The sequence below is a fragment of the Oceanobacillus oncorhynchi genome (assembly GCF_000821065.1).
In the GTDB taxonomy this organism is placed as follows: domain Bacteria; phylum Bacillota; class Bacilli; order Bacillales; family Amphibacillaceae; genus Oceanobacillus; species Oceanobacillus oncorhynchi.
Genome location: NZ_CDGG01000001.1, coordinates 727,219 through 751,072, shown reverse-complemented (window position 1 = coordinate 751,072; position 23,854 = coordinate 727,219). Strand labels below are relative to the sequence as shown.

Annotated in this window: 21 protein-coding genes, 2 pseudogenes and 2 riboswitches; of the genes and pseudogenes, 6 read left to right on the top strand and 17 right to left on the bottom strand. The window is 38.3% G+C overall.

Features of this window, described 5'->3' with window-relative positions:
• Positions 1-3: 3 nt before the first annotated feature.
• Genes BN997_RS03410 through BN997_RS03390 form a run of 5 tightly spaced genes read right to left on the bottom strand, consistent with a single transcriptional unit; the run spans position 4 to position 4,977 of the window.
• The gene (locus BN997_RS03410) at positions 4-984 is read right to left on the bottom strand and encodes an ABC transporter substrate-binding protein (protein ID WP_042529683.1); all 981 of its coding nucleotides are present in this window, start codon (positions 982-984) and stop codon (positions 4-6) included.
• On the bottom strand, positions 981-1,739 hold the full coding sequence (locus tag BN997_RS03405; RefSeq protein ID WP_042529682.1) for an ABC transporter permease: 759 nt from the start codon (positions 1,737-1,739) through the stop codon (positions 981-983). The genes BN997_RS03410 and BN997_RS03405 overlap by 4 nt, the downstream gene beginning before the upstream one ends.
• Positions 1,732-2,481, bottom strand: coding sequence for an ABC transporter ATP-binding protein (locus BN997_RS03400; protein ID WP_052484887.1), 750 nt, complete (start codon positions 2,479-2,481; stop codon positions 1,732-1,734). The genes BN997_RS03405 and BN997_RS03400 overlap by 8 nt, the downstream gene beginning before the upstream one ends.
• Positions 2,482-2,495: 14 nt before the next feature.
• Positions 2,496-3,932, bottom strand: coding sequence for an acyl-CoA reductase (locus BN997_RS03395; protein ID WP_042529680.1), 1,437 nt, complete (start codon positions 3,930-3,932; stop codon positions 2,496-2,498).
• Positions 3,919-4,977 carry a LuxE/PaaK family acyltransferase gene (locus BN997_RS03390; RefSeq protein ID WP_052484886.1) on the bottom strand — a complete coding sequence of 353 codons (1,059 nt, stop codon included), beginning with the start codon at positions 4,975-4,977 and terminating at the stop codon, positions 3,919-3,921. The genes BN997_RS03395 and BN997_RS03390 overlap by 14 nt, the downstream gene beginning before the upstream one ends.
• 93 nt (positions 4,978-5,070) lie before the next feature.
• Positions 5,071-5,180: riboswitch (TPP riboswitch) on the bottom strand.
• A gap of 99 nt (positions 5,181-5,279) precedes the next feature.
• Positions 5,280-5,380: riboswitch (TPP riboswitch) on the bottom strand.
• A gap of 269 nt (positions 5,381-5,649) precedes the next feature.
• Between BN997_RS03390 and BN997_RS23055 the strand changes: the two genes are divergently transcribed.
• The 3 genes from BN997_RS23055 to tnpC all read left to right on the top strand — a co-directional run bounded on the left by BN997_RS23055 (position 5,650) and on the right by tnpC (position 7,820).
• Complete coding sequence (locus BN997_RS23055) at positions 5,650-5,820, top strand: hypothetical protein (RefSeq protein WP_175296996.1); 171 nt, start codon at positions 5,650-5,652, stop codon at positions 5,818-5,820.
• A complete protein-coding gene (gene tnpB, locus BN997_RS03385; protein WP_042528993.1) occupies positions 5,810-6,166 on the top strand; it encodes an IS66 family insertion sequence element accessory protein TnpB in 357 nt (118 codons plus the stop codon). The genes BN997_RS23055 and tnpB overlap by 11 nt, the downstream gene beginning before the upstream one ends.
• Before the next feature lie 97 nt (positions 6,167-6,263).
• Positions 6,264-7,820: an IS66 family transposase gene (gene tnpC / locus BN997_RS03380; RefSeq protein ID WP_052484885.1), complete on the top strand. Its 1,557-nt coding sequence runs from the start codon at positions 6,264-6,266 to the stop codon at positions 7,818-7,820.
• A 319-nt stretch (positions 7,821-8,139) separates the two neighbouring features.
• Here the strand turns inward: tnpC and BN997_RS03375 are convergent, their stop codons facing one another.
• From BN997_RS03375 to bioB, 3 genes and pseudogenes are all read right to left on the bottom strand, one after another.
• Positions 8,140-8,481 carry a PHP domain-containing protein gene (locus BN997_RS03375; protein ID WP_084612830.1) on the bottom strand — a complete coding sequence of 114 codons (342 nt, stop codon included), beginning with the start codon at positions 8,479-8,481 and terminating at the stop codon, positions 8,140-8,142.
• A gap of 640 nt (positions 8,482-9,121) precedes the next feature.
• Positions 9,122-9,450: pseudogene (locus BN997_RS23805) on the bottom strand (integrase core domain-containing protein); the annotation flags it as partial.
• A 301-nt stretch (positions 9,451-9,751) separates the two neighbouring features.
• Entirely contained in the window at positions 9,752-10,786 is a 1,035-nt protein-coding gene (gene bioB, locus BN997_RS03365; protein WP_042529678.1) for a biotin synthase BioB, read from the bottom strand.
• A gap of 195 nt (positions 10,787-10,981) precedes the next feature.
• Between bioB and BN997_RS22830 the strand changes: the two genes are divergently transcribed.
• Positions 10,982-11,170, top strand: coding sequence for an ECF transporter S component (locus BN997_RS22830; RefSeq protein WP_139088997.1), 189 nt, complete (start codon positions 10,982-10,984; stop codon positions 11,168-11,170).
• A 203-nt stretch (positions 11,171-11,373) separates the two neighbouring features.
• Here BN997_RS22830 and BN997_RS03360 read toward each other — a convergent pair.
• The 5 genes and pseudogenes from BN997_RS03360 to BN997_RS03345 form a co-directional block, all read right to left on the bottom strand.
• Positions 11,374-11,759: pseudogene (locus tag BN997_RS03360) on the bottom strand (SRPBCC domain-containing protein).
• A gap of 372 nt (positions 11,760-12,131) precedes the next feature.
• Complete coding sequence (locus tag BN997_RS23050; RefSeq protein ID WP_175296995.1) at positions 12,132-12,269, bottom strand: hypothetical protein; 138 nt, start codon at positions 12,267-12,269, stop codon at positions 12,132-12,134.
• A 511-nt stretch (positions 12,270-12,780) separates the two neighbouring features.
• Positions 12,781-13,200: an arsenate reductase (thioredoxin) gene (arsC, locus tag BN997_RS03355; protein ID WP_042529676.1), complete on the bottom strand. Its 420-nt coding sequence runs from the start codon at positions 13,198-13,200 to the stop codon at positions 12,781-12,783.
• A 14-nt stretch (positions 13,201-13,214) separates the two neighbouring features.
• Complete coding sequence (locus BN997_RS03350) at positions 13,215-14,513, bottom strand: arsenic transporter (RefSeq protein WP_042529674.1); 1,299 nt, start codon at positions 14,511-14,513, stop codon at positions 13,215-13,217.
• 16 nt (positions 14,514-14,529) lie between these two features.
• The gene (locus BN997_RS03345; protein ID WP_042529672.1) at positions 14,530-14,874 is read right to left on the bottom strand and encodes an ArsR/SmtB family transcription factor; all 345 of its coding nucleotides are present in this window, start codon (positions 14,872-14,874) and stop codon (positions 14,530-14,532) included.
• A gap of 612 nt (positions 14,875-15,486) precedes the next feature.
• On the opposite strand from BN997_RS03345, the gene BN997_RS03340 reads away from it, so the two are divergent.
• Together BN997_RS03340 and BN997_RS03335 are read left to right on the top strand one after the other, a co-directional pair.
• Positions 15,487-16,971, top strand: coding sequence for a xylulokinase (locus BN997_RS03340; protein ID WP_042529670.1), 1,485 nt, complete (start codon positions 15,487-15,489; stop codon positions 16,969-16,971).
• 483 nt (positions 16,972-17,454) lie between these two features.
• Positions 17,455-17,772: a hypothetical protein gene (locus BN997_RS03335; RefSeq protein WP_042529668.1), complete on the top strand. Its 318-nt coding sequence runs from the start codon at positions 17,455-17,457 to the stop codon at positions 17,770-17,772.
• 494 nt (positions 17,773-18,266) lie between these two features.
• Here the strand turns inward: BN997_RS03335 and BN997_RS03325 are convergent, their stop codons facing one another.
• Genes BN997_RS03325 through argH form a run of 4 tightly spaced genes read right to left on the bottom strand, consistent with a single transcriptional unit; the run spans position 18,267 to position 23,850 of the window.
• Positions 18,267-19,352 carry an NAD/NADP-dependent octopine/nopaline dehydrogenase family protein gene (locus BN997_RS03325; protein WP_042529664.1) on the bottom strand — a complete coding sequence of 362 codons (1,086 nt, stop codon included), beginning with the start codon at positions 19,350-19,352 and terminating at the stop codon, positions 18,267-18,269.
• Positions 19,349-21,289: a TRAP transporter permease gene (locus BN997_RS03320; RefSeq protein WP_042529662.1), complete on the bottom strand. Its 1,941-nt coding sequence runs from the start codon at positions 21,287-21,289 to the stop codon at positions 19,349-19,351. The genes BN997_RS03325 and BN997_RS03320 overlap by 4 nt, the downstream gene beginning before the upstream one ends.
• Before the next feature lie 42 nt (positions 21,290-21,331).
• Positions 21,332-22,342: a TAXI family TRAP transporter solute-binding subunit gene (locus tag BN997_RS03315; protein ID WP_052484881.1), complete on the bottom strand. Its 1,011-nt coding sequence runs from the start codon at positions 22,340-22,342 to the stop codon at positions 21,332-21,334.
• 32 nt (positions 22,343-22,374) lie between these two features.
• Positions 22,375-23,850 (bottom strand): argininosuccinate lyase, encoded by a 1,476-nt coding sequence (argH, locus tag BN997_RS03310; RefSeq protein ID WP_052484880.1) that lies wholly within the window; start codon positions 23,848-23,850, stop codon positions 22,375-22,377.
• Positions 23,851-23,854: the final 4 nt, after the last annotated feature.

Below are 23,854 nucleotides of genomic sequence, written 5' to 3'. Positions count from 1 at the left end.
ACATCACTGCTCCTTTATATTTTCAATATAGTCTCCCATCTCCAGTTGTTCAGAAATCAAACCCAGCTCATAATAAGCATCCGCTCCCTTTTGGATGATATCCATATCCATCACACCAAGTTCGCCATTCTCATCAAGACTGGCAGCATTCCGCAGTTCAATAATTGCTTTATTTAATTTTTGTTCTCTTCCATCAATTGCATAATCACTTGCTAATTGTGCAGCTGCATCTGGGTTCTCCATCATCCATACAGCACTTTCCTCATACGCTTCCACAAAAGCCTGTAAGGTTTCTTTATTTTCCTCAAAGGTCGAACGTGTAACAACAAAAAAATCACTTGGAATGTTTAAATAATCGCGAACTTCGAAAACATGCGCATCCGTCAGACCTTCTCTTTCAGCTGGAATCAGTGCGGTGTCTGTAGCAGCGGCTGCATCCACTTCTCCCTGCAGTAATGGAGCAAAATTCGCAATTCCCGTCTCAATCAAATTAACATCTTTTTCTGATAAACCTGCTTCATGCAGCAAAACAAGCAGGTTTTGATATGTACCACTTGCGCGGCTGTAAATACCAATGCGCTTCCCTTTCAAATCGTTTATCGTTGAAATAGATGAGGACTCATTTGTCACCACATTAAAGACATTTTGGGGATATACCGTGTAAATAATAACAAGATCTTCTCCCTGCGCTAATGCACTATAAACAGCCCCAGGATCTGTAAATGCAATATCCGCATGACCAGAGAGCATGGTTTTTAATGCATCCTGTCCACCGTTCCCAGGAATGAGGGTCAGGTCTATCCCTTCCTTTTCAAAAAATCCCTTTTCTTCCTCGACAAGTAAATTGGTCTGTTCCACAATGGGCTGACTCCAGTTAGCAAGCGTAATAGATGTCCGTTCTTCCTCCGAGCCATGACTGGAATCGTTACAAGCTGTCAGGAAGCCTGCTAAAATAATTAAGATACCTAGCTTGATAATTTTCAATGCTTTTCTTCTCCTTTTTTTAAATGTAGCAGCTTCCACTCTAATAAATTGACCAAGCCATATAACAAGAAGCCAATCAAAGCCAAAATAATGAGTACAGCAAACATTAACGTCGTATCCATCATGCTTTGCGATGCAGTAATCAGCGCTCCCAAGCCTTGATTCGCACCAATAAATTCCCCTACAATCGCTCCTACAAGTGCTAAAATCACAGCCACGCGTAACCCTTGAAGGATAGATGGAAGGCCTCCAGGAATCTTCAAATGCCATAATGTTTGTAAACGGCTGGCATGCATCAGTTTAAATAGAGCGAGCTGTTCGTTATTCACCTGCCGCATTGCACTTGCTGTCGCCTCTAATAATGGAAAGAAGCAAACTAACGCTGTAATAACTACTTTAGAGGTCATACCATAGCCAAACCACAGCATAAATAAAGGCGCGAGTGCAATTTTAGGTATTGCCTGAGAAATGACAATATACGGAGAAAATACATTTCGCAAGAAGGCACTCTCACCGATAATAATGCCAGCCCCAATACCAAGTACTGTACCAATCAGTAAACCGATAAAAATCTCCGTCAATGTTGTCATTATATGCGGATAAAAATAACCATCTATGAATCCCTCCATCAGCACTGTAAAAACATCTGCCGGCTGAGGTAAAATCAAATCTGATACCCTGCGAGCACTATATTTCCATACAACAAACAATAACAATCCCACCATAATAGATGTTATTGCAGCTTTTTTACGCATGAGCTGTCTCCTCTAAGGATTGCCGGATACCCATACAATAATCACGAAATAATGGCGTATCCCGGCGGTGAGAATTCACATTACTCCAGTCCGGTGCCTGTTGACGATAAATAAAGGCTCCTTTTTCCATCACACCGATTTGATCAGCTAAAAACGCTGCTTCCGATACATCATGTGTGACAAAAAGCATGGCAATATTTTTACTTTGATTCAAATAAAGCAACTCGTTTTGCAGCTCTTCCTTCGTCAACAGATCCAACGCAGCAAAAGGCTCATCACAAAAAAGAAGTGTCGGCCTTGTAACCAATGCCCGTGCAATCGCAACTCGGCTTTTCTGGCCGCCGGAAAGTGTAGAAGGATACCGGTCAAAAAGATGCTGAATTTGAAGCATTTCCAGAAGTGCTTTGGCATAAGCAATATCTTCTTCTGTTATTTTTCGCTTCAACTGGATTGGTAATAATATATTATCGATGACTTTTTTCCATTGCAGAAGGGTGGCATCCTGAAAAACAAATCCAATATCCGAAAGAGGTTCTTCCACTGGAACATCCTGATGCAGAACTTTTCCACCTGTCGGCTGTTTCAACCCTGCTGCCAATTGCAGTAATGTTGTTTTTCCACTACCGCTTCTGCCAAGCCAGCAGTGAATCTCGCCACGATGCAGTTTCCAATTCAATTCTTGCACAGAAAATGTGTCCTTTTCATACTGATAGGAAACATTTCTTAATTCTAATTCCACCATATTACTGCTCCTCTCTAATCTGTATAGCTATTAAATGCATCAGCCTCCGATACGGCAGAAGGGTCTATATCAACCAATTGAACAAGCTCTCTCATTAATGACCTGCCATCTTGATGCCACCCTGCATGTAGCTTTGTCATCCTGCCAATACTGGTAATCCTGGTAATTCCAAATGCACTCAGCCGTGTTGAAATTTTAAATAATTCTTCCACAGGCGCGGCAATCCCCATTGTCTGTACAACAGCCCTTTTATCTCGAACAGCCTCCTTCATATCCTGCCAATTATCAATCTCGATGACATGAACTACTCGTGATAACGGGGAAGGCTCTATGGATGCTTCTTTTCCATAAGCCACAATCCATGAACCTTTTGAAGAAGAAAACAATTGCCACGATTCCTGCCATTCTTTCTTATTCCGCCATTCCGCTCTTTCCCCGGCTTCTTCTATGGACAATTTCCTAAGAGGATGCCGCTCTTCATATACTTGTAATTTTCTTGCAAGCAACGCTGCCCACTGTTTGGGTGACGTTTTTCCACCCTTCTCCACAAAAAAAGTATGCGGGGAAAAACACCCCTGCTGGTCATAACGAATAATATCCAAAGCCGCTTGCTTGGCAAGTGCCTCATCCTTTTGACGGTCCAGCACCTGATGATGCACTAAACCAAAGCTTAATTTATTCCCAAACGAAATAAAATGGGCAGGAGGAGTGACTTGCTGCTGCAGCATGGTTATCGTTTTATTGGTTCCATAACCTATAACAGCATCCGCTCCTGTAAATAATGCAGATTCACGCTCACTATCCCCTCCTTGCCATGATACAATCGCCATCGCATTGGCCAATCTCGGCTCCACTTCTGCTAAAATTTCACAAAATAAACCAATGAAAAAAGGTTCTGCGCTGGATACCTTTCCAATAACGCTCCCTTTCACCAATAAGCTTGCAATCAGGCTCCAAAGCGGCAGTCCCGGTACATTCCCTGCCCATACATGCGCGGTTAATTGCGGGCCAATAGCTTTTGTATACCCGCCATGCTGAAGGGGCTCAAACCTGTCCAATATAGACAGCGAATGAAAATTAACAGCCAGCCAACGATGCAGCTCATGCTCACGAAAGGTTTGTAATGATTGAGTCAGACCTAAGCGGATAATTTCTGCATCATATCCTGTAATAATAGGCAACAGCATTTCTGCCTTTATACGAACCGGATGATTCCGTTCTAACAACAAGTCGATTACCTTTGAGACAGCCTGTATGATTTCGGTCGTATCCATGGTTTGAACAGCAGAAGTTTTCATAATGCTTCCAAGTTGTTGGATCTGTTCTGGAGCAGGATAAGGCATATGGATATGCAGTTCCTCTTCTCCCTTTTTAAAGGAAAGCACACGCTTCTTTATCTCCATCTGCTTTGCTTTAGGCGGAAGATAACCGCCATACTCAACCGTTGACATGGTTATGTTCCTCCAGCCATTGCTTCGCAGATAATGAACATCCTTTAGGCTCCGCGCTTGCCTGCCGTCCCAGTAATTCAAACCCTGTTTCATGCTCCACCGCCAAGTCACTAGTCTGCACTGCCGGCACTGAATTGATATTCGCCAGATCAACATGAATAAGCAAACCCGCTTCGCCTTTTGGCATTTCTTCCCCGCTTACAGGGTCAACTACTTTAAAACGAATCCAGTGCGGATTCTTCTTTATATGCTTTTGTCCTTTACCAATCGCTGTATAATACTGTGTAGATAATTCTGTCATGCCATACATGTTCACCATATTCTCACGCTTCACATGAAAAATTTGTTCTAGCTTTTCATAAAACTCCTCTTCTTCTAAGGATCTGGAAATATTCTTAAATCCGCCCGTGTCAAATATAAGACTATCCTTATGTAAAGGCAGCGTTTGCTTTATCTCCTCCAACGCATCAAATAAATGAACAAAGCTGTAGCTTGCACCGAGAACAATCACAGGCGTATCCTTATACTCTTTCGTCCATTGAATGAATGATTGCACTTTCAATCCGCCCCTCGTGAAAAAATGCCTTGAATCCTTCGTCCCCTGATACTCCCGCAACATGGTCAAGTAATGGGCAAGCGATGAATTTGGCATCTCCTCTTCATCCGGGAATAGAATAGCTATTGGACGCTTCTCCCTGCTAACAAACTGTTGAAAGCTGTTTCGTGCAGAAAAATCGTAAATATCTAAGTTCTCATGATAATGCTTTCCTTGTTTCCCGCTAGTCGTCCCGCTGGTCATAAAAATACGCTCACAATCCTCCCCGGGAACCGTGCTTAAGAAAGTATTTTTAAAAGCGTCCGTAGATACAGCAGGAATATCCTTCCACGTACGGACTTGCCTGCTACCTATACCAATTCGTCTACAAAATTGCTGATATGCTTCATTCTCTCTATACAAATATCCAAATAGCTGCACAGCAAGCTCATTAAACGTATATTTACTTTCTTCCGGTCTTTCGATAAACATCTGGATATCTTCTTTCAACACATTCTCCTCCATTAAACTAATTTTGATAACAAACAAAAAAACACCCTAGGCATTTTGAGCCAAGGGTGCATACAATACTTCTTAAATAGAATGTAAATCTCGTATGTTCCCTACGCTGGCATCAACCAGATCAGGTTCAAAGGGTCTATATCTTACGGATACTATCTCAACCAGCAACACTGGTCCCCCTACAATTTTATTAAATTTTTATAGCTATTATAATTAAAGCCTTTCAATAAGCATTTAAAAATTCATTCAACGAATTCAGAAGCACGGAAATTGTATACAGATTATTATTACTAAGCAGGCCATCACTTCCCTACGCTAGGATTAACTAGATCAGATTCCAAGGGTAGAGCTCCCTCTCTTAGCAATAAAAATTGCTCCCCAAGTAAAAATTAAGATATTTATTTTCTATTAAAACATATCTGGTTTTGGCATTCAAGTTGTTTTTCCTTTCAAATTTTCATCACATGTCCTAATCTCCACTTCCATGCTGATTATTAATATCCATTTATTTCAGATTTTTCTACGTTCATTATTTTTTTATTACGAAGCGTATTACCTTACTCATAGTTAATACGTAAGCGGGAAATAATAGACCGCATTCTATTATAACGGAACTACCTCTATACTTGGATTTAACAAGTAATAGGAGGTAGTGTTTTCATGAAGGAAAACCCGATTGTTCCCGTAACGATCCCAGCATCAACTTCCTCTACGCCTGTAAATCCAGTAGCGGAAGTTTCTTGTCATTCTCTACAGCTAACAATTTTTGAAGGTTGTCAGGAATCTTTGGCAGTTGCCTTGATAAAGGAGGTGTGCCACCATGCTGGTTGACTTCTCCCAGATGAAAAATTGTTATTTAGTCTGTGGCTATACAGATCTTCGCAAAGGCATTGATGGTCTGGCTTCCGTAATCACCAGTCAATTTCAATTAGATATTTTAGATGAATCTGTTTTCCTATTCTGCGGGAGAAGGACGGATCGATTTAAAGCTCTCTGGTTTGATGGAGAAGGTTTTTATTTACTTTATAAGCGATACGATCAGGGAAAGTTAACTTGGCCGCGTTCGCAAACCGACGTTGAAAAACTGACACCAAAACAAATCGAGTGGCTGTTTGACGGTTTTTCCATCTATCAAAAACAAAAAATTCAACCTGCCAAATTAGGTGTCCTCACTTAATCATGGGGGAGAGAAATTTTTTTAAAAATTTTTTCTTCCCTTTTTGATAAAGTGTGGTACGATAAAAGAAATTATTTGGACACAGGGGGTGAATACGTTGACAGAATTGGAAAAGAAGCTGATGAAACAAATCGAACATTTGACAATTCAAAATGAAAAACAAGCAAAACAAATTGAACAGCTGATTAACCAGCTGACCAATATGAATCGTCGACTATTTGGAACATCATCCGAAAAGAATCCTCAAGGTCAACTCTCCTTCTTCGAAGAAGACAATAATTCCCCTTTTAGCGAGGCAGAGCAACCTGCAGACAAAGCCGTTGAAATAGAGACCATCTCTTATCAGCGAAAAAAATATCAAGGGCAGCGGGCCGATATCACAAGAGACTTGCCTATCGTGGTGGAAGAACACACTCTTCCGTCCGATAGCCAGGTCTGTTCGTGCTGTGCCAGCCCATTAAAACATCTTGGGAAGCGAGAAGCTCGAACGGAGTTAGAGTTTATCCCAGCTCATTTAGTAAAACATGTACATTATGAACATGCTTATGAATGCTTAGCCTGTAAGAAAACCGGTCAAAATCACATTCTCCGACAAAAAGCACCGGAACCAGCCTTAGCTAAAAGTTTAGCTGGACCGAGCGTGTTAGCCTGTAATCTCTATCAAAAGCTGGAGATGAGTATTCCTTATCATCGTCAGGAAAAAGAATGGGCAAGATATGGATTGAAGGTTTCCCGGCGAACGTTGGCAAACTGGGCGATTCGAAGTTCCGAAGAATGGCTGGAGCCATTGTACCAACAAATGAGAGAAAAATTACTTCTAGAACCTGTGCTCTCCGCTGATGAAACGACCTATCAAATTTTACGCCGGGCAGACGAAAAGTCAGCTACAGCCGATGCGAGGATATGGTTATTTCGAACAGCGGAAGCCGCCGAACATCCCATTATTCTCTACCATTCTTCCGAGACGCGCCGGTTTGAAGTAGCAGAAACCTTTCTCAAAGGATTTCAAGGACTTCTTCATTGTGATGGATATTCCGTCTATCAAAAATTAGAAGATGTGCAGCTTCAAACGTGCTGGGCGCATGTTCGGAGAAAGTTTTTAGAGACCAATGATTCAAATGGACAAGGCGCTGTCGGCGTCCATTACTGTGACCAGCTTTTCAAGCTGGAAAGGCAATGGAAAGATTTATCTCCAGAGGAACGCCTGCAGCAACGCCAGCTGGAAAGCAAGCCGTTACTGAAGGAGTTTTGGGGATGGCTGGACGCTCTCGTTACAATGAAAGGTCCTTTACAAAAAGCTGTGGATTATACACAAAAGTTAAGGGATTCCCTTCAACGCTTTTTAACAGACGGACGCCTTTTCATTAGTAATAATCTCGCAGAACGTTCCATTCGGCCTGTCACCGTCGGACGTAAAAACTGGTATTTTTCAACCAGCGTAGCTGGAGCTCATGCGAATACCATTGGATACAGTGTTATCCAAACAGCTAAAGAAAATGGAATTGATCCGTTTGAATACTTAACCGTTTTATTTACGGAACTTCCCCAGCTTAATATTTTTCAAGACTCGGAACAATGGGAAAACTATTTTCCATGGAGTCCTTATATCCAAGCCAAGGTGAAGCCACTTTCAAAACATATAAAACAAGCATAATAGCCCTAATGGAGCTTCTTTACAAAAAGTTTACTCCTTTTAGGGCTATTTGTCATGGCGTCATATTATTTCCCGCTTACGTTAATACTCTGATTCTAGCACTGTCCTGGCTGCTTTTGAAAAAAGCAAACTATCATTTAAGCAAATGAGTGATAGAAAATGAATCGGCTCAAAAACAGATTGGATCCTTATAAAAATAACTAGCTAAGAAATCCAGCAATTTTGTTTTGTGATTTGTGAAAAGAACTCTTTATACAAGTTCACCTAAATTCATTTAAATTATACTTATTTCACTCCCAAAATTGCCGAAATCATTATCTTATACTTGATGCGCACCAATTTTTAAAACATTAAAATCTGTTAATAATGCAAGCAAATCTATTACTGATATAAATGCCTTTTTGTCATGATAAGGATACAGCATTCGAGAAATAGTCATAATATCATCACGTGAACCAATAACCAAGAAATGTCCATTTTCCTTCACATCAATTTCCAGGCCGCAGAATACTTTGATTCCCTCAATCATATAATACTCCTCTTTATAAGAGAAATTTTGCTGAAGCATGTCATAGAACTCAATTATATTACCGGCATTAAAATGTTCCGTAATGGCTAAAGCAGAAAGTCCATTTCTTTTAGCTTCCTGCATTTTGTTCATGCCCCTTCCTCATCAGAAGGGCTTGGAAATTTGCTTATACATCGCTTAAAACGATTTGGGATTAGCATGGAGAGAACTGCGAAAAGTGGTCATGAAATCTATGAATCCATGATACATTTTGAAAAAGAGGACTGTTTAGTTATTTTTCAATATGTAAAATTGCTTCCCGAATCCAAAGCATTACTTGATTATGCTAGATAATTAGGAATGACAACTGTTCTGTTTACTGATCAACTTACCGCCGATGTAAAACAGCTCGCAAATTATATATTGTACGCTTATCGAGGAGATACGTGGAATTTTCATTCTATGGTAGCTCCTATATCAGTTGTTGAAACAGTAGTAATGTTAGTTGGATTGAACCTGGAAGATCGTTCTCTAAAAAATTTAGAAAAACTCAGTAAACTTAGAGAGGAGTATAGTACTATTGTGTCAAGTTAAACAAGCTTGGTAACTTCGGGCAGTTAGTTATCAAATTTGAACGGGGTAAGGCATGGAATGGCTGAATCTATGTCAGTAAATATGGACAATAGAAATGGTGAATTTTTTAAATTCCTACCACGCTCCGCTTGCTTCTCTCTGAGTTAAAAAAAGGGGAAAGTCTGCCTCTTTCTTTAACTCAGAGGCTAATGACGTTCTTCTATGAAGCTATCTTGCGCAAATATAATTTTTCATACGCTATTGGTGACATATATCCAATTGTTGAATGGATTCGTTTGGAATTATAAAACGTCATGATGTAAGAGAGATACTACACTTTGCTTCCTCTCTGATTTGATAATCTTCATGAAATATTAATTAACTTTTGATTACACTATGAAACGATTCGATACATGCATTGTCATAACAGTTACCCTTCCGACTCATGCTTGTGGTGATATGATGTTTTCTTAAAAGCGCTTGATACTCCATGGCTGCATATTGACTGCCTCTATCAGAATGATGAACCAACCCTTCCTGTGGCGTTTGCTGGCCGGGCTCTCAACCTCGTTAAAGAAGACTTAGCGATTGGCAAGCCAAGAGGGGCAGACAAAGTCGCACTTATGCCCTTGGACGAAAAAAAGAAGAGCCTTTTTCTGCGGGGTCTTCATATATTAAAGTTATAGATTTCTGTCAATTATAGATGTATTTACTTTGCCTAGCCCTAAGTCACATAACTCTTTTGTGTCATTTCCACTGCAGTTAAAATCAGACCAATAAAAAACGTAATGATATAATACGCAAATGGATTCTTTTAAAATTCATGTGCTATACATTACTTTACTATCTCTCATTGATCGAACTTTTTACCCCCTGCCGAGATCTCTTTTGGAGTTACAGGAGTTTCTAAATTATTATAATCAATTTCAAATCCAAAATCTTTCAACATTTGAATATCATTTTTAGCTGCTTGTCCAATTGTTGTTAAATAATCTCCTATAAAAATAGAATTGGCCGGATATAAGCTGAGAGGCTGGAGACTTCTCAGATTAACTTCTCTTCCTCCAGAAACTCTAATTTCTACTGTAGGGTTAATAAAACGAAATAGGCTTAGTACTTTCAAGCAATATAGTGGGGTTAATTCATCTGTCCCTTCTAAAAGTGTTCCTTCCATTGCATGCAGAAAATTAACAGGAATGGATTCCGCTTTTAATTCTTTTAATGCAAAAGCCATAGCATTCACATCCTGTTTCGTTTCTCTCATACCGACAATAACCCCTGAGCAAGGAGATATCTGAGCATCCTTCACTTGATTTACTGTTCGTATACGATCCTCATAGGTATGACTAGTAGTGATATTCGGATGGTGCGCTTCAGAAGTATTGATATTATGATTATATCGATCTACCCCTGCTTCTTTTAACTGCTCCGCTTGACCGGGCTTTAAAATACCAAGACAAGCACAAATTTTCAAAGGATACTTTTCTTTTATCTCCTTTACAGCGTCGATAACATTATTTAATTCTCTAGTTGTTGGCCCTCTTCCGCTTGCAACAATACAGTAGGTTCCTGCATTAACTTTATTAGCGCGTGCTGCCCCTTTTACAATCAAATCTTTATCCATCATTCTATATTTTTGAATTGGATTTGTTGAATCTCTGGATTGAGCGCAATACCCGCAATTTTCTGAACAAGATCCTGATTTCGTGTTAATAATCATATTCAGTTTAACCCTATTGCCGTAATAATATTTTCTTATCAAATAAGCACTATGCAGTAATGGCAAAACAGCGTCATCCGGGCACTCTAAAATAGCTAATCCTTCTTCCTCTGTTAATTCATATCCTTCTAATACCTTCTTTGCTAAAGCGTTAAAATCTAACATAATCCAAATCACACCTTTTCCATTTTTTGAACCAAAAGAAACTACCTTTTGCTCCTCATACTAAAATTGAACACCAAAACATAAAACCAGCATAGCAACTGATACCTTCATTGTCAACCAATAAAAATATAAGTTGACAATGAACAATTTTTTATTATTCTCTTGATATGATTATGGAAAAGAGAGGGAAGAATTTTGAACATAAAAGATATGATGTTTATATCATTATTTACTGCAATTATTGGGATACTAGCGTTTTTTCGGTCAATTCCAGTTCCATTTCCATCTGTTCCCGTTACTGCACAAACACTGGGAGTTATGCTGGCCAGCGGGGTTTTAGGAGCGCATCGCTGCGGAATGACTTTACTGCTTTCATCATGCTAGTTGCAGCAGGAGTTCCTTTATGGCAGGAGGACGTGGCGGATTAGGCGCCCTTTTGGGTCCTGGAAGGGGGTACATTTTTTCATGGCCAATTGCCGCCTTTATAAAGATACACACGTGTTTTTGTACATTTTAAAAACCACTAAAAATAATCCCTACTGTTCATTCACGAACTGTAAGGGATTATTTTCCTAAAATGCTTCTATCTAATGAATTAATGACGCTCTCAAATCACGAATTCCATGTTCCAAATAGCCCTTTAAACAAGTTAACATATATACCCAGCCTTCTTTTTGTCCCAGCATTTTGTATACTGCTTCGGGGTCTTATTCATTAATGCCTGATTCGTTCACTTCAATAATGGTACTCGTATTTTCAAACTCTTTTAGGGTAAGGCTAACAACTGTTTGGTTTCTTCGCCCCATGAAAATTTGATTTTCCTGTTTTCCTCGATGGTTAATACATTTATTTTACCTTCTGCTCCATATTCATCATACCTCAACGTAATGGACTTGCCTTCTTCCCATCTCTCGGAGCTCGAGGAGAACCAGAAGTTTCCGATTTTCAAAGGATTTACGATAGCTTCGAACACCGGCTTAACAACATCAAGTCCTCTTCATATGATTTAATATTTCTATTTGTCATTATACCCTACGGTGCTCTTCCTTATTTCTTATTTCACTAAATTTATTTTAGCAACCTAGTTCATATCCTAAAGAGGATTTTCATTTTTTGTAATATAGCCAAATTATTAATCAGCTACCTTATTTTAACCACAATAAGTCCCTTTGGACAAGAAAGAATCCAAAGGGATAGAATTTCACAACTTTATTTCAAGGTATTTCTTAAACAGCTTATTGTAACTGAAACGTTATAGGTAGAAAATTGGCTGTATTAAGGGGAGTCCAATCCGAACATAATACAGCCAATTACCAGCCTAATTAAAATGATAACTTTTAGAGGGTCACAACTGTTTATCTTTAATAATACCTGTTACAGCAATGACAGAATTTTTTCTTACATCGTTTGCTACGATAGTAATTTCCTTGATATCTATCATGGTCTTGGTTACCATAGTAATCATTTCTCCAACACCAATCATGATGACGCTCTTTCTTCTTGTGACAGCGGCACTTACAATGATTATCGTGTTTCTTTTTACATGGATCATAATTATAACACATAGCTTTATCACTCCTTTCGTATTCAATATACGGGAGATTGGACAAAGCTAATAGTTAGATAACACATTTTTCTTCCAAGACAAGTAATTACCATTATTATTTTTAGTCGTAAAAAGCGAGAAATTTATCTTTAAATGATGTGCCTGTCTTATATACTATATCTTCGTTGATTGATTAAGTATTTCAAATATATTAGAAAAAAATATATTGGTCATAATTGTTTTATGGAATGCCTCGCCATAGTTGGTGTTTATATATTTCTAAATCTTGGTTACTAGTTATTTTTAATAATTCTTTAACTCCCCGCACACCTAATTCATGTGCGGTAGCTCAACCGAAGTCAATCGAGGATGTTAATGAGCAGAAATAATTTCTTGATCATCAAACCCAACAATAGAAATATCTTTTATTTTCGTAGATATTATAATTTTATTCTCCTGTTTCCGAAAAACGTTTCATTCTTTCTCCTATTTGGTCACGGACGTTTTGGAATACAGCCCATTTTTCCTCTTCATTCCCTTGAGCTTTGGCCGGATCATCAAATCCCCAATGGTCACGTTTCACTTGTGGCGGTGTCATTGGACATTTATCCGCAGCATCTCCGCATAAGGTTACCACAAAATCCGCATTATTTAAGATTTCCGGATCAATCATATCGGATGTTTGGTTAGAAATATCAATATTGACCTCTTGCATTGCTTTTACTGCATTTGGATTTAAGCCATGTGCCTCAATGCCTGCACTTTTCACTTCCCAATCATCTCCAAGGTGTTTTTTCGCCCAGCCTTCAGCCATCTGGCTTCTGCAAGAGTTTCCTGTACATAAGAAATAAATTGTTTTTTTAGACATAATCATTCTCCTTGTTAAAATAGAATTAATGTTAGATATAGACCTACTAATGTAATCAATAAGATGGGAAGGGTTAAAATAATCCCTGTTTTAAAATAAGTCCCCCATGAAATCTTAACGCCTTTTTGAGATAATACATGCAACCATACCAATGTTGCTAAAGACCCGATAGGCGTAATTTTGGGACCTAAATCTGAACCAACTACATTCGCATAAATAAGAGCTTCCCGTAACACACCAGATGTATTGGTTTCCGCAATGGCTAAAGCGTCAATCATTACGGTAGGCATATTATTCATGATGGATGACAGAATGGCTGCAATAAATCCCATGGCAACCGTTGCTACAAATAATCCCTGATTAGCCACTGTTTGAATCATACTTGCAAGTGCAGAAGTAAGCCCAGCATTACCGAGTCCGTAGACCACCACGTACATTCCAATAGAGAAGAATACAATATTCCATGGTGCACCTTTCATCACTTCTTTTGTATTAACTGCAGCACTGCGTCTTGCCATCATGATAAAGGAAATCGCAATGACCCCAGCAATAACGGAAACAGGTACATGGATAAATTCACTCGTAAAGTACCCAATTACTAATAAACCAAGTACAAACCAGGATAGATGAAACATTTTTAAGTCCTTAATCGCTTCACTTGGTGTTCTCAATTTCGATACATCATAATTTTTAGGGATGTTTTTTCTGAAATAAATTAATAATACCGAAATCGTTGCGATTAAAGAAAATAGGTTTGGAATAATCATTCTTGAAGCATATTCGACAAATCCAATACCAAAAAAATCGGCTGAAACGATATTAACTAAGTTACTGACAATAAACGGCAGGGATGTTGTATCAGCGATAAACCCACTTGCCATAATAAATGGAAAAATCATTTTTTCTTTAAAATTCAAATGACGTACCATCGCAAGTACAATCGGTGTTAGAATAAGTGCTGCACCATCATTCGCAAATAAAGCTGCGACAATCGCACCCAAAATGCTGATATAGACAAACATCCTGATTCCATGTCCTTTTGCAATTCGCGCCATATGTAATGCTGCCCATTCAAACAATCCAATCTCATCTAATACTAATGAAATAAGAATGATTGCCACAAATGATAATGTTGCATTCCATGTGATGCCAATAACTTCAAGTACATCACTAAATCCCACTACTCCTGCGAGTAAAGCAATAACTGCTCCTCCCATGGCAGACCAGCCAATATTTAAATTCTTCGGTTGCCAAATGACCAGGACGAGGGTTAATACAAATATTAAAATGGCGAGTATAAGTGTTGCTGACAAAATAAGACCTCCAAACCTAACAACAAGAAATGCGTATTCCTTTTTCTTCTAATTCTTTCAATTTATCATCTTGATCCGGTAATTGATCCAAAATTGGTTTGATGAATGAATAATACGCACTCTTACTATTGACCGAATAAAATATCCATTGTCCTTTTCTTTCTTCCTTCACTAACTCCAAATCTTTCAGTTTGCGTAAATGTTGGCTAATGGATGGTTGGCTCGATTGAAATATTTCAACGAACTCACAAACACAACAAGTCTGTTCATCCATTAGTTTCAACATAGTCAGCCTTGTTTTATCACCAAGTAATTTTAAAATCCCGGCAGCCTTCTCCATGCTGATTGTTGTTTGTAACATCTAGATTCCCCTTTCACTATCCTAATGTCATATTATTATATAACTATTCACTTATATATACAATAAAAACACTTTTTCCACAGTTGCTGAATATCCGTACAGCAATCCCCTATGACCTGCTCTCTTCAGTTTATTTTAGGAATATCTATCCTCTAATCTTTTAACCACGCCTTCAGAATAATGTAAAGATATGTAGTAGCTTATTGCTGCTGAAGTATAAATGAATAGACTCCCCCAATCAAAAATTTGAGTGTATAAGTAACTCCTACATTCAAGTACCGCTCCTATTACTAGTTCTGCAATTGCATAATTTAAGACGCTCCACCCTTTCACTTGCCTACATAACACAATATTCAAGAATCAATTATTCTTTGACCGCTCTCTACGAATATAACTCCAGAGTCTTCTGACAATTAATCATTAAAAAAATCATGTATAATAGTCTCATACATATTTGCATGCAACTTTATAATCTAAGAAGTATTCTACAGCAAGGTCATGATGGGACAGTTGCGGGCAGTGAATTCGTCCGGCTTGTAGCTTTAGCAGAGGAAGCGGCATAATATCAATTTATTGAAGAATAAAAACAATCATAGAAAAAGTAGGGGTAATATGACATATGTAGCTGTTTTTGATATCGGAACAACCGCAGTAAAAGGAATTTTGGTGGATAAAGACGTACAGCTTATGGAAGAACATTCGGTGGAATTAACAACCTTTGTCTCCGAAGAAGGAATGATCGAACAACAACCATCGGATTGGTGGGAAGCGGTCATACAGATTACATCGCTTTGGTGGAAAAACGGCATTTCTCCTGAATCTGTTCGGGCAATAACCTTTTCAGGCCAAATGGAAGATGTCATTTCCATTAGTGAAGCGGATGCATATCGCGCTATTTTATACTCTGATATGAGAGCTGGAAAAGAAGCGAAATGGATAACGAAGCAGTGTCCGGAAATTCGCAGTTATACAGGGAATAATGTCAGTTCCTCCACACCACTGGCAAAAATCAAATGGTTGGAAAAGCATTCCCCTGATCAGTATGAGAATACAAAGAAATTTGTATTTAGTTCAAAGGACTACGTTATTTATAAACTGACTCAAGAAACAGTTACCGATCCAATCACTGCAGCAACTACAGGAATGATGGATCTTAAAAATCGCATCTGGAACGAGACAATCTATCAAACTTGCAGGATCGATGAAGAAAAATTACCTGCATTACTAGAAGCAGATAGTGTCATAGGAACAATCACCGAAGAAGCTAGTAAAGTCACCGGATTTTTGACATCGACTGTTGTCATCAATGGAACGGGTGATGCGGGAGCAACCACCCTCGGAGCCGGGGCAGTCCATGAAAATGATTGTTATTTTTATATGGGGACAACCGGCTGGTTAGCCATTGTAGAAAAAAATAAAGGACAGTTAGACACCTTATCCGAAAGTCATTTTAATCTGGCTTTTGTAGAAAAATCACATCGTATATCGGTTGCACCATTACTTAATGTGGGAAATGTCCACCAATGGGCAGCTCAATTGTATATCGACCAGCATGTTGCACATAAATATGAAACATTTGAAACGTTAATCGAACAAACGGAGCCAGGCAGCGGCGGTGTATTATTTTTGCCTTATTTGAACGGGGAACGGAACCCCATGATTGACCCACAAGCAAAAGGTGCCTATTGGGGAATTACCCCACGTACAGAGCGAAAAGATTTAGCACGTGCAGCCCTGGAAGGGGTCACTTTCTCCTTAAAGCAAACATTAGAAATGTATGATTTAAAGGATCAACGCACGATTACATTAATTGGCGGCGTCTCAAAGAGCAATCATTGGTGTCAAATGATGACAGATATTATGAACCATCCCATTCGAGTTCCGTTAAATAGTGAATATCTGCCATCTATCGGGGTGGCGTCTACGGCTTTTATCGAGCTGGGATGGTGTGAATCTTATCGGCAGTTTGTTAATAGTTTTGTGAGAAACATCCCTAGTAAAAACTATACGCCGAATCAAGAAAGAGTAGAGGTTTATGCAGCACAATATGAGACTTTTAAGAAATTACATCCTGCTTTGCAGTTAGTGTATATGTAGGTGTACTTTGGGGTTGTTTTAGGTAGATTTTTTCCATTAGAAATTAGTACTCGGCTAAATTTTACATTACATGCTGTCATCTTGGATTGTAATCGTTTTGAATTTAAATGAATTATTTGGTAAATTCCCTTTTTGATAGTGAAGTAGTTTTATTCACAATATATAGGTGGTATTTTTTGAAAAAGTTATTAAGTCAGCAACCATCATTTCAAATGGTGTTTTGACAACAGCCCTATAAGAGCATTCCTTAGAGGCGTGTACCGCAAGGCTGTTGAAAATCAGTGACTCATCATATTAGAAATACAGCCTAATCAGGAATGAATTTATGTTATTTTCAAGTTAATGAATATTTTTTCTCTTCGTAAAAATGCAGTATAGTTTGACTAAGCTCAGTAAACCTTTAAAATACTGGATTTAAATATTTCGAATTAAAGAGGTATTGGACAATATAGAGGTGTCATATGTTTAATTGAGGTGAAAACAATGACATCGAAGGTTAAGCTTATTAGTTTGCATAATATTGATACTTATTATTACAAGAAAATCGAAAATACCATAACTGCAGAACGAATTATTGAAGCCGAAAAAAGTAAGAAAAGCCGTATCGTTTCTCTTGTCGCAGAAGAAATAAGAAAAGGTGAATTTATTCTGATTGAAAAGTTTCAATATTATGCAGCCCTTAAAAAGATAAACGGGGATTCAAGGATACCTTGTCTAGTTTATCCTGGCAGAAGTGAAAAAGAGCGTTTAATTCATATTTTAAAGGTCACTATTCCGTTAAAGAAATACCCAAAACGATGAAGGCAATTTTATATGAAAAAGCAATTTTAAATAAAAATCATGTTTACAGATTAACTATTAACAAATTAAAGATGGTTAAAATAATCTGCGAAAAACATAACATACCGGATTCTTTACTATACAATGAATTGGAGTTAGAACAATTTATTAATGACTTGCTTTCTAATAATTTTTACCTAGATGAACATATGGAATCTCTGACCCCTAATTCTCTTCAAACAAAGCACAGACAATGGTCTACCCTTATTACTAAGTATGGACAATCAGTTCAGTAAACGATAACTGTAAAGTCACTCTTCAGGTTGAAGTCTTACACCACTTTTTAATTTAATTTCTAATAAACCAAATCAGTCCTATTTTACCTTTTATAACCCCATCCAACAAACAAAAAAACACCCAGATCAAATCCAATCCAGGTGCCTAAATAACATATTTACTATCAATCAACTAAAACAAACTCTAATCTCTAAGCCGTTCCCTCACACTTCATACCTTTAAACTCCCTGCTTCACCCCTTCAATCAAATATTTCTTCATCTCATCGCCTGACATATCAGCTAAACCTAAATCAGATAATTCCAGCCCATCTTTTTGTAAATCCTTATCAACCAATAATTCAGCCGTTTCTATGAGCAACTTGGCTGTTTTCATTTCTACCCCTAATTGTTCACCCAGCTTCACCAGCGGATACAGCCCATATGGGATATCCTCGTAGATATAACGGTAGTTTAGCGTTGTGGGTGCTTTTCCTGTCTGATAAGCAGGATTTTTTTGAAGAGCTTCGTACAAGCTTTTTTCCTCTACTTGATAGAAACGGGCAAGCAAATCTTGACAGGAAGCTAAATCTATTTGCAGTTTTTCAGCAATCTGTCTTTTCTCCTCTTCCAATTTTTCCATGATCTGAACAATGGAAGGGGTTGCTCCATCCGGGTAAAAGTAAAAGTCTCCCTCTGCTTCAATTCTGCCTGCATTAAATAATGTAATTGGCACATGAAAAACAGGATTTGTGTTATTCAAAGTTGTGGTTAAAACGCTATCCGTCAATTTGAGCTGCGGATAAACATCCATCAATTGACTTTTTACTTTTTCTCCATCCACCGCTGGGAGCGTTGCAAATTCTAATCCTTCTTTTATTTTTCGAATACGGACATATCCCGGCTCAATGGAACGACAGGTGTAGATAAGTGACTCTGTTTCAGCAACATATACATTTTTTTCGCAACCGGCCTCTTTGAAGACATTTCTAAACTCAAGTGCTCCCCAATACCCCGGTAAAATCATAATCGTCTGTTCATCTTGTAGAAATGGAACAACAGCCTTTGCAACATGTTTATGAGCTGGTCCGGTTGTTGTCACCATAATGACGTCTGTATCTTTCATAGCCTTCTCTATATCTGTGGTTGCTTCTACACTTGCAAAAAAACCTTCCACTACACCTTCCGCTTTGATTCCACCACGCTCATTAATCGCTGCAATCAAATCCGTTTGCACATCATATAAAATGACATCCTGTTCTATAGAAGTTAAATGAGCCGCCATGCTTTGTCCACCATTTCCAGCTCCAATAATCGTAAATTTCATATCGCATTCTCCTCTTCTTGTTTTATATGTGTTCTTTTCTTTTTAACAATAATTTGATAAAAAACAGCCAATACTACAATTGCAATCCCAATAATATCTGTTAAAATACCAGGAATAATCATCATTAAAGCACTGCTAATCAATAAAATTCTTACAACAATGGATGCTTTTGCTGCTAAAAACCATCCTTCTACTGCACTCGCTAACATAAAAGCACCTGCTAAAGCAGTAATTGTAGCAAGAATAATCTCCATAACCGAACCATTCAAAAGAATAGCCGGACCATAAACAAAAACAAACGGAATGATAAATGCTACAATGCCAACTTTCATTGCCGTCATAGCAACTTGCATTGGCTTAGCTTGGGAAATTCCAGCTGCTGCATATGCTGCCAATGCCACAGGTGGCGTGAAAGCAGACAAACATGCAAAGTAAAATACAAACATATGCGCACCGATCGGATCGACTCCCATTTGAATTAATGCTGGTGCAACAACTGCAGCAGTAATTAGATAAGCTGCTGTTGTCGGCAGTCCCATCCCTAAAATAATCGTTGCGCACATGGTTAGAACAAGTGCAATTGACAGGTGCCCTCCTGAAAAAGAAATAATTAGTGATGCAAATTTTAAGCCTGCTCCGGTTAAATTAAGTACACCGATAATAATACCTGCAGTTGCACAGGCAGCAATCATACCCAAAGCAGAATCTGCTCCATTAGATAGACTTTTAATAATCCTTTTAGGCCCTAATCTCGTTTTCTTTCTCCATATAGTAACCACGATAATCGATGCGATTGCCCAAATCGCTGCTTTGATAGGACTTGCTTTTAATACAGTCATTACAAATATTAAGACTAGCAATGGAATAAACAGGTAGCCTTCTTTGATGATGATTTGCTTTAAATTCGGAAGCATATGGCTTGGCATCCCTTTTAAACCTAACTTCGCAGCTTGTAAGTCGATAATAATAATGACAGTAACAAAATATAATAGCGCAGGAATAACAGAGGCTGCCACAATATCTAAATAAGCAACTCCTACTAACTGTGCCATAATAAAAGCTGCTGAACCCAATATCGGAGGCATAATCTGACCACCCGTGGAAGCTACCGACTCAATCGCCCCTGCATATCTCGGCGAGTAACCAATTTTCTTCATTAAAGGAATTGTAAATACACCCGTAGAAACAACATTAGCTACAGAATTTCCAGATACAGACCCAAATAGTGCGCTGGATAATACTGCTGCTTTAGCTGGGCCTCCCCGTTTTCCTCCTGTTGCTCCAATTGCAAAATTAATAAAGAATTTACTCCCTCCAGATTCAGCCAAGAAAGCTCCAAACAGGATAAATAGGAATACAAAACTCGCAGACGCACCAATTGGAACACTAAATATACCTTCCAAACTAATCAGATAACTTAGAACTCTATCCCATCCATATCCTCTATGTTCTAAAATCCCGGGAAAATACGCACCGAAATAAGAATATAAGATAAAAAGTATTGCCAAAATTGGTAAGATAAGTCCCGTTGTTCTTCGAGTTATTTCCAAAACAACTCCAATTAACAAGATACTGACGATTAAATCTAAATTAGTTGGTGCCACACCAATCCGATATATCAGCTGATCCATTTCCAATATAAGATAGGTGCCTGCAAAGATAACAGATAAAATCAGTAACATATCAACGATGGTTACGCTTTCACTTTTGGTTGACTTTTTAAAAGGATAGACCAAAAAAACCAATATCGCTCCCAATCCTACATGGACAGTGTATAATACCCATGGTGTAATAGGGTAAAATCCCAATACAAAAAGATGAAATAATGACATAAAGGATGCAATCGTAATAAACACTTTCAATTGATATCCTTTTAGACTTCTTTTTGTACTTTTCACTTCTACTTCGGTATTCTCAGGTTTTGAATTATTAGACATATATACCTCCTGGTACCACAGAATTGAATATCATTTTATCCCCTATTCCATTTCTGGCGGGATAAGATCATCTGGTATATCAATCCCCTGTTCTTCATAGTACTTTATAGCACCTGGATGAAGCGGAACCGTACTATACGTAATATTCTCCGCAATGGTATCTTTTGCTGTCGGATCCACTGCTAATAATTCTTCATGTTTTTCAAAAGTTGTTTTCACCAAGTCATATACTAAGTCTTCTGATAAATCTTCCGATGCAACAGCTAAATTCCAAAAAGCAACTACAGAGATATCTTCTTCTAAATGCTGATAGGTATCTTCAGGTATAACGATAGAATCCCAATATGGATTTTCAGATAAAACTGTTTCCATTTCTTGATTAGATAAGCCTATATGCTGAACATCATGTGTTGTTTCTAAATCCAACATAAAAGGTCCTGGTAATCCCGTGATGGCAAACCCCGCATCATTTGTTCCATCTCTTAACCCGTCAACGGCTGTATTGGTTGGTATATTACTTACTTTGCCTGGTTCAATACCAAGTGCATTCATCAATATTTCTCCCGCCTCTGCACTTGTACTTCCTGGCGGTCCAGTACTAACATGATTTCCACTAAAATCTGCTATTGTCTTAATTCCATTTCCTTGCAGAGAATACATATGCATTACACTCGGATACATGATAAACATCCCGCGAATCTTATCATGTTCTACATCTGTCCATCCTTCGCCGTTATATCCTTCTGCACCCAACCATGTTGTCACAAATCCTAAGTCCATTTCTCCACTCTGAATTAATTGAACATTCGAAGCTGGACCACCCGACACTTCTACAGACACATCTACTTCCGGAAGTGTATTTCCGATAATATCTGCCCAGCCGCCTCCCCAAACATAATAGGTTCCTCCTTGGCTTGACGTACCCAATAACAGGTTAGAGCTGTCGTTTGGCCCTTCTGCTTCACCAGCTTCATCATTTGAGCATCCATAAGCAAAAACAAGAATTACACAAATAATAATCATAACCTTAATAATATTCAATATTTTAAGCATACACATTGACCTCCTATAAGTTAATGAAAATGTTATTTTATGAAATTCGATAAATCTTCTTTTCGCTCTTCTATAACTTTATATTGCTCTTCTAACCATTTACGATCTTTATGAAGCTTGTTCCTCATTGCTTCTAATTGCAATTCTACAGTGTTTGGTGCAGGACCACCTTCTGCATTTTTTGCCTTTGCATTCTCCGCTGGGTCTAGTGCTTTATTAATAGAAACTTCTGTAATAACGAGTTCTTTTCCTAATAGTTGATAAGAAATTTTTCCGATTGCTTCTGATGTAACTTTAGTGACTGGTGTATTCGCTTCTATCATTTCACTAACAAGCTGGCCAACAATCTGATGCGCTTCACGAAAAGAAATCCCCCCTTCCCTTACCAGTACATTGGCTAATTCTGTGACAGTGGAAAAATTATTCTTCGCCCGTTTTATCATTTGCTCTTCTTTAAAACTTACTGTATCAAGCGTTTCATTCATTAAAACAGCAGCTGCCTTTATTTCAGAAACAGCTTCCCAAAATCCTTTGTGACTCTCCCCTGCCAAGTCCCGTGAATGTCCATATGGCGTGTTCTTCATAATGCTCGTCATAGAAACTAATCCGCCCAGCACATGTCCAGACTTTGCTTTAATATGTTCCAATGTAATTGGATTCTTTTTCTGCGGCATAATACTGCTGCTCGCAGCTACAGAATCATCCACTTCAACAAGTCCAAATTCATCGGTCGACCAAATATACAGATCCTGACTGAGACGACTCATATTGTTTGCAAAGATATTCATTGCAGATACAATTTCCAGCAAATAATCACGAGAAGCAATCCCATCCAACGAATTCCCCATTGGATTGATAAAGCCTAACAATCTTGCTGTCTGCTTCCTATTAATCGGAAATGTCGTTGATGCCGTAGCTCCCGCTCCCAAAGGAGAATAATTCGTACGATGAAAAGCAGCTATGAATCGGCTAAAATCCCTATCTAACGCATAAAGTATTGCCGAAAGATAATGTCCTAATGTTATCGGTTCAGCTGGCTGCATATGCGTATAAGCCGTCATCACAGCATTTTTGTACTTTTCAGCAAGCGTAAGTAGCGTATAACGAAGCTCAATCAACAAATGACAGATTTCGAGCACAGACTTCCGGCTATTTAATCTAAGTACGGTCGCATATAAATCATTTCTGCTCCTTCCTGTGTGTAACTGACCGCCAATTTCTTTACCTACCTTATTAATCAAGACTGCTTCTATATTAAAATATAAATCTTCCAGATTCGGATCAATTTCCAGTTGCTCCGGACCAGCTTCACCGATTTCTTCTAATGAATCCATAATTTCTTTACCAACTTCAAGTTTTATAATACCTTCTGAAATTAGCATAACTAGATGTGCTTTATTTACTTCCATCATCGATTCAAACGAACGGTATTGTTCTATTTCTATGGATGGTGCAAATAGATGCGTAATGATATTATTTGATAAATTTGATTTTAGGCGTTCTCTCATTACA

Coding starts and splice junctions, on each gene's coding strand:
- BN997_RS03405 (WP_042529682.1), bottom strand. CDS start 1,739: ATGCGTAAAAAAGCTGCAATAACATCTATTATGGTGGGATTGTTATTG.
- BN997_RS03400 (WP_052484887.1), bottom strand. CDS start 2,481: ATGGTGGAATTAGAATTAAGAAATGTTTCCTATCAGTATGAAAAGGAC.
- BN997_RS03395 (WP_042529680.1), bottom strand. CDS start 3,932: ATGTCAACGGTTGAGTATGGCGGTTATCTTCCGCCTAAAGCAAAGCAG.
- BN997_RS23055 (WP_175296996.1), top strand. CDS start 5,650: ATGAAGGAAAACCCGATTGTTCCCGTAACGATCCCAGCATCAACTTCC.
- tnpB (WP_042528993.1), top strand. CDS start 5,810: ATGCTGGTTGACTTCTCCCAGATGAAAAATTGTTATTTAGTCTGTGGC.
- BN997_RS03375 (WP_084612830.1), bottom strand. CDS start 8,481: ATGAACAAAATGCAGGAAGCTAAAAGAAATGGACTTTCTGCTTTAGCC.
- bioB (WP_042529678.1), bottom strand. CDS start 10,786: ATGTTAGATTTTAACGCTTTAGCAAAGAAGGTATTAGAAGGATATGAA.
- BN997_RS23050 (WP_175296995.1), bottom strand. CDS start 12,269: ATGATTGGTGTTGGAGAAATGATTACTATGGTAACCAAGACCATGATA.
- arsC (WP_042529676.1), bottom strand. CDS start 13,200: ATGTCTAAAAAAACAATTTATTTCTTATGTACAGGAAACTCTTGCAGA.
- BN997_RS03345 (WP_042529672.1), bottom strand. CDS start 14,874: ATGTTACAAACAACAATCAGCATGGAGAAGGCTGCCGGGATTTTAAAA.
- BN997_RS03340 (WP_042529670.1), top strand. CDS start 15,487: ATGACATATGTAGCTGTTTTTGATATCGGAACAACCGCAGTAAAAGGA.
- BN997_RS03335 (WP_042529668.1), top strand. CDS start 17,455: ATGACATCGAAGGTTAAGCTTATTAGTTTGCATAATATTGATACTTAT.
- BN997_RS03325 (WP_042529664.1), bottom strand. CDS start 19,352: ATGAAATTTACGATTATTGGAGCTGGAAATGGTGGACAAAGCATGGCG.
- BN997_RS03320 (WP_042529662.1), bottom strand. CDS start 21,289: ATGTCTAATAATTCAAAACCTGAGAATACCGAAGTAGAAGTGAAAAGT.
- BN997_RS03315 (WP_052484881.1), bottom strand. CDS start 22,342: ATGCTTAAAATATTGAATATTATTAAGGTTATGATTATTATTTGTGTA.
- argH (WP_052484880.1), bottom strand. CDS start 23,850: ATGAGAGAACGCCTAAAATCAAATTTATCAAATAATATCATTACGCAT.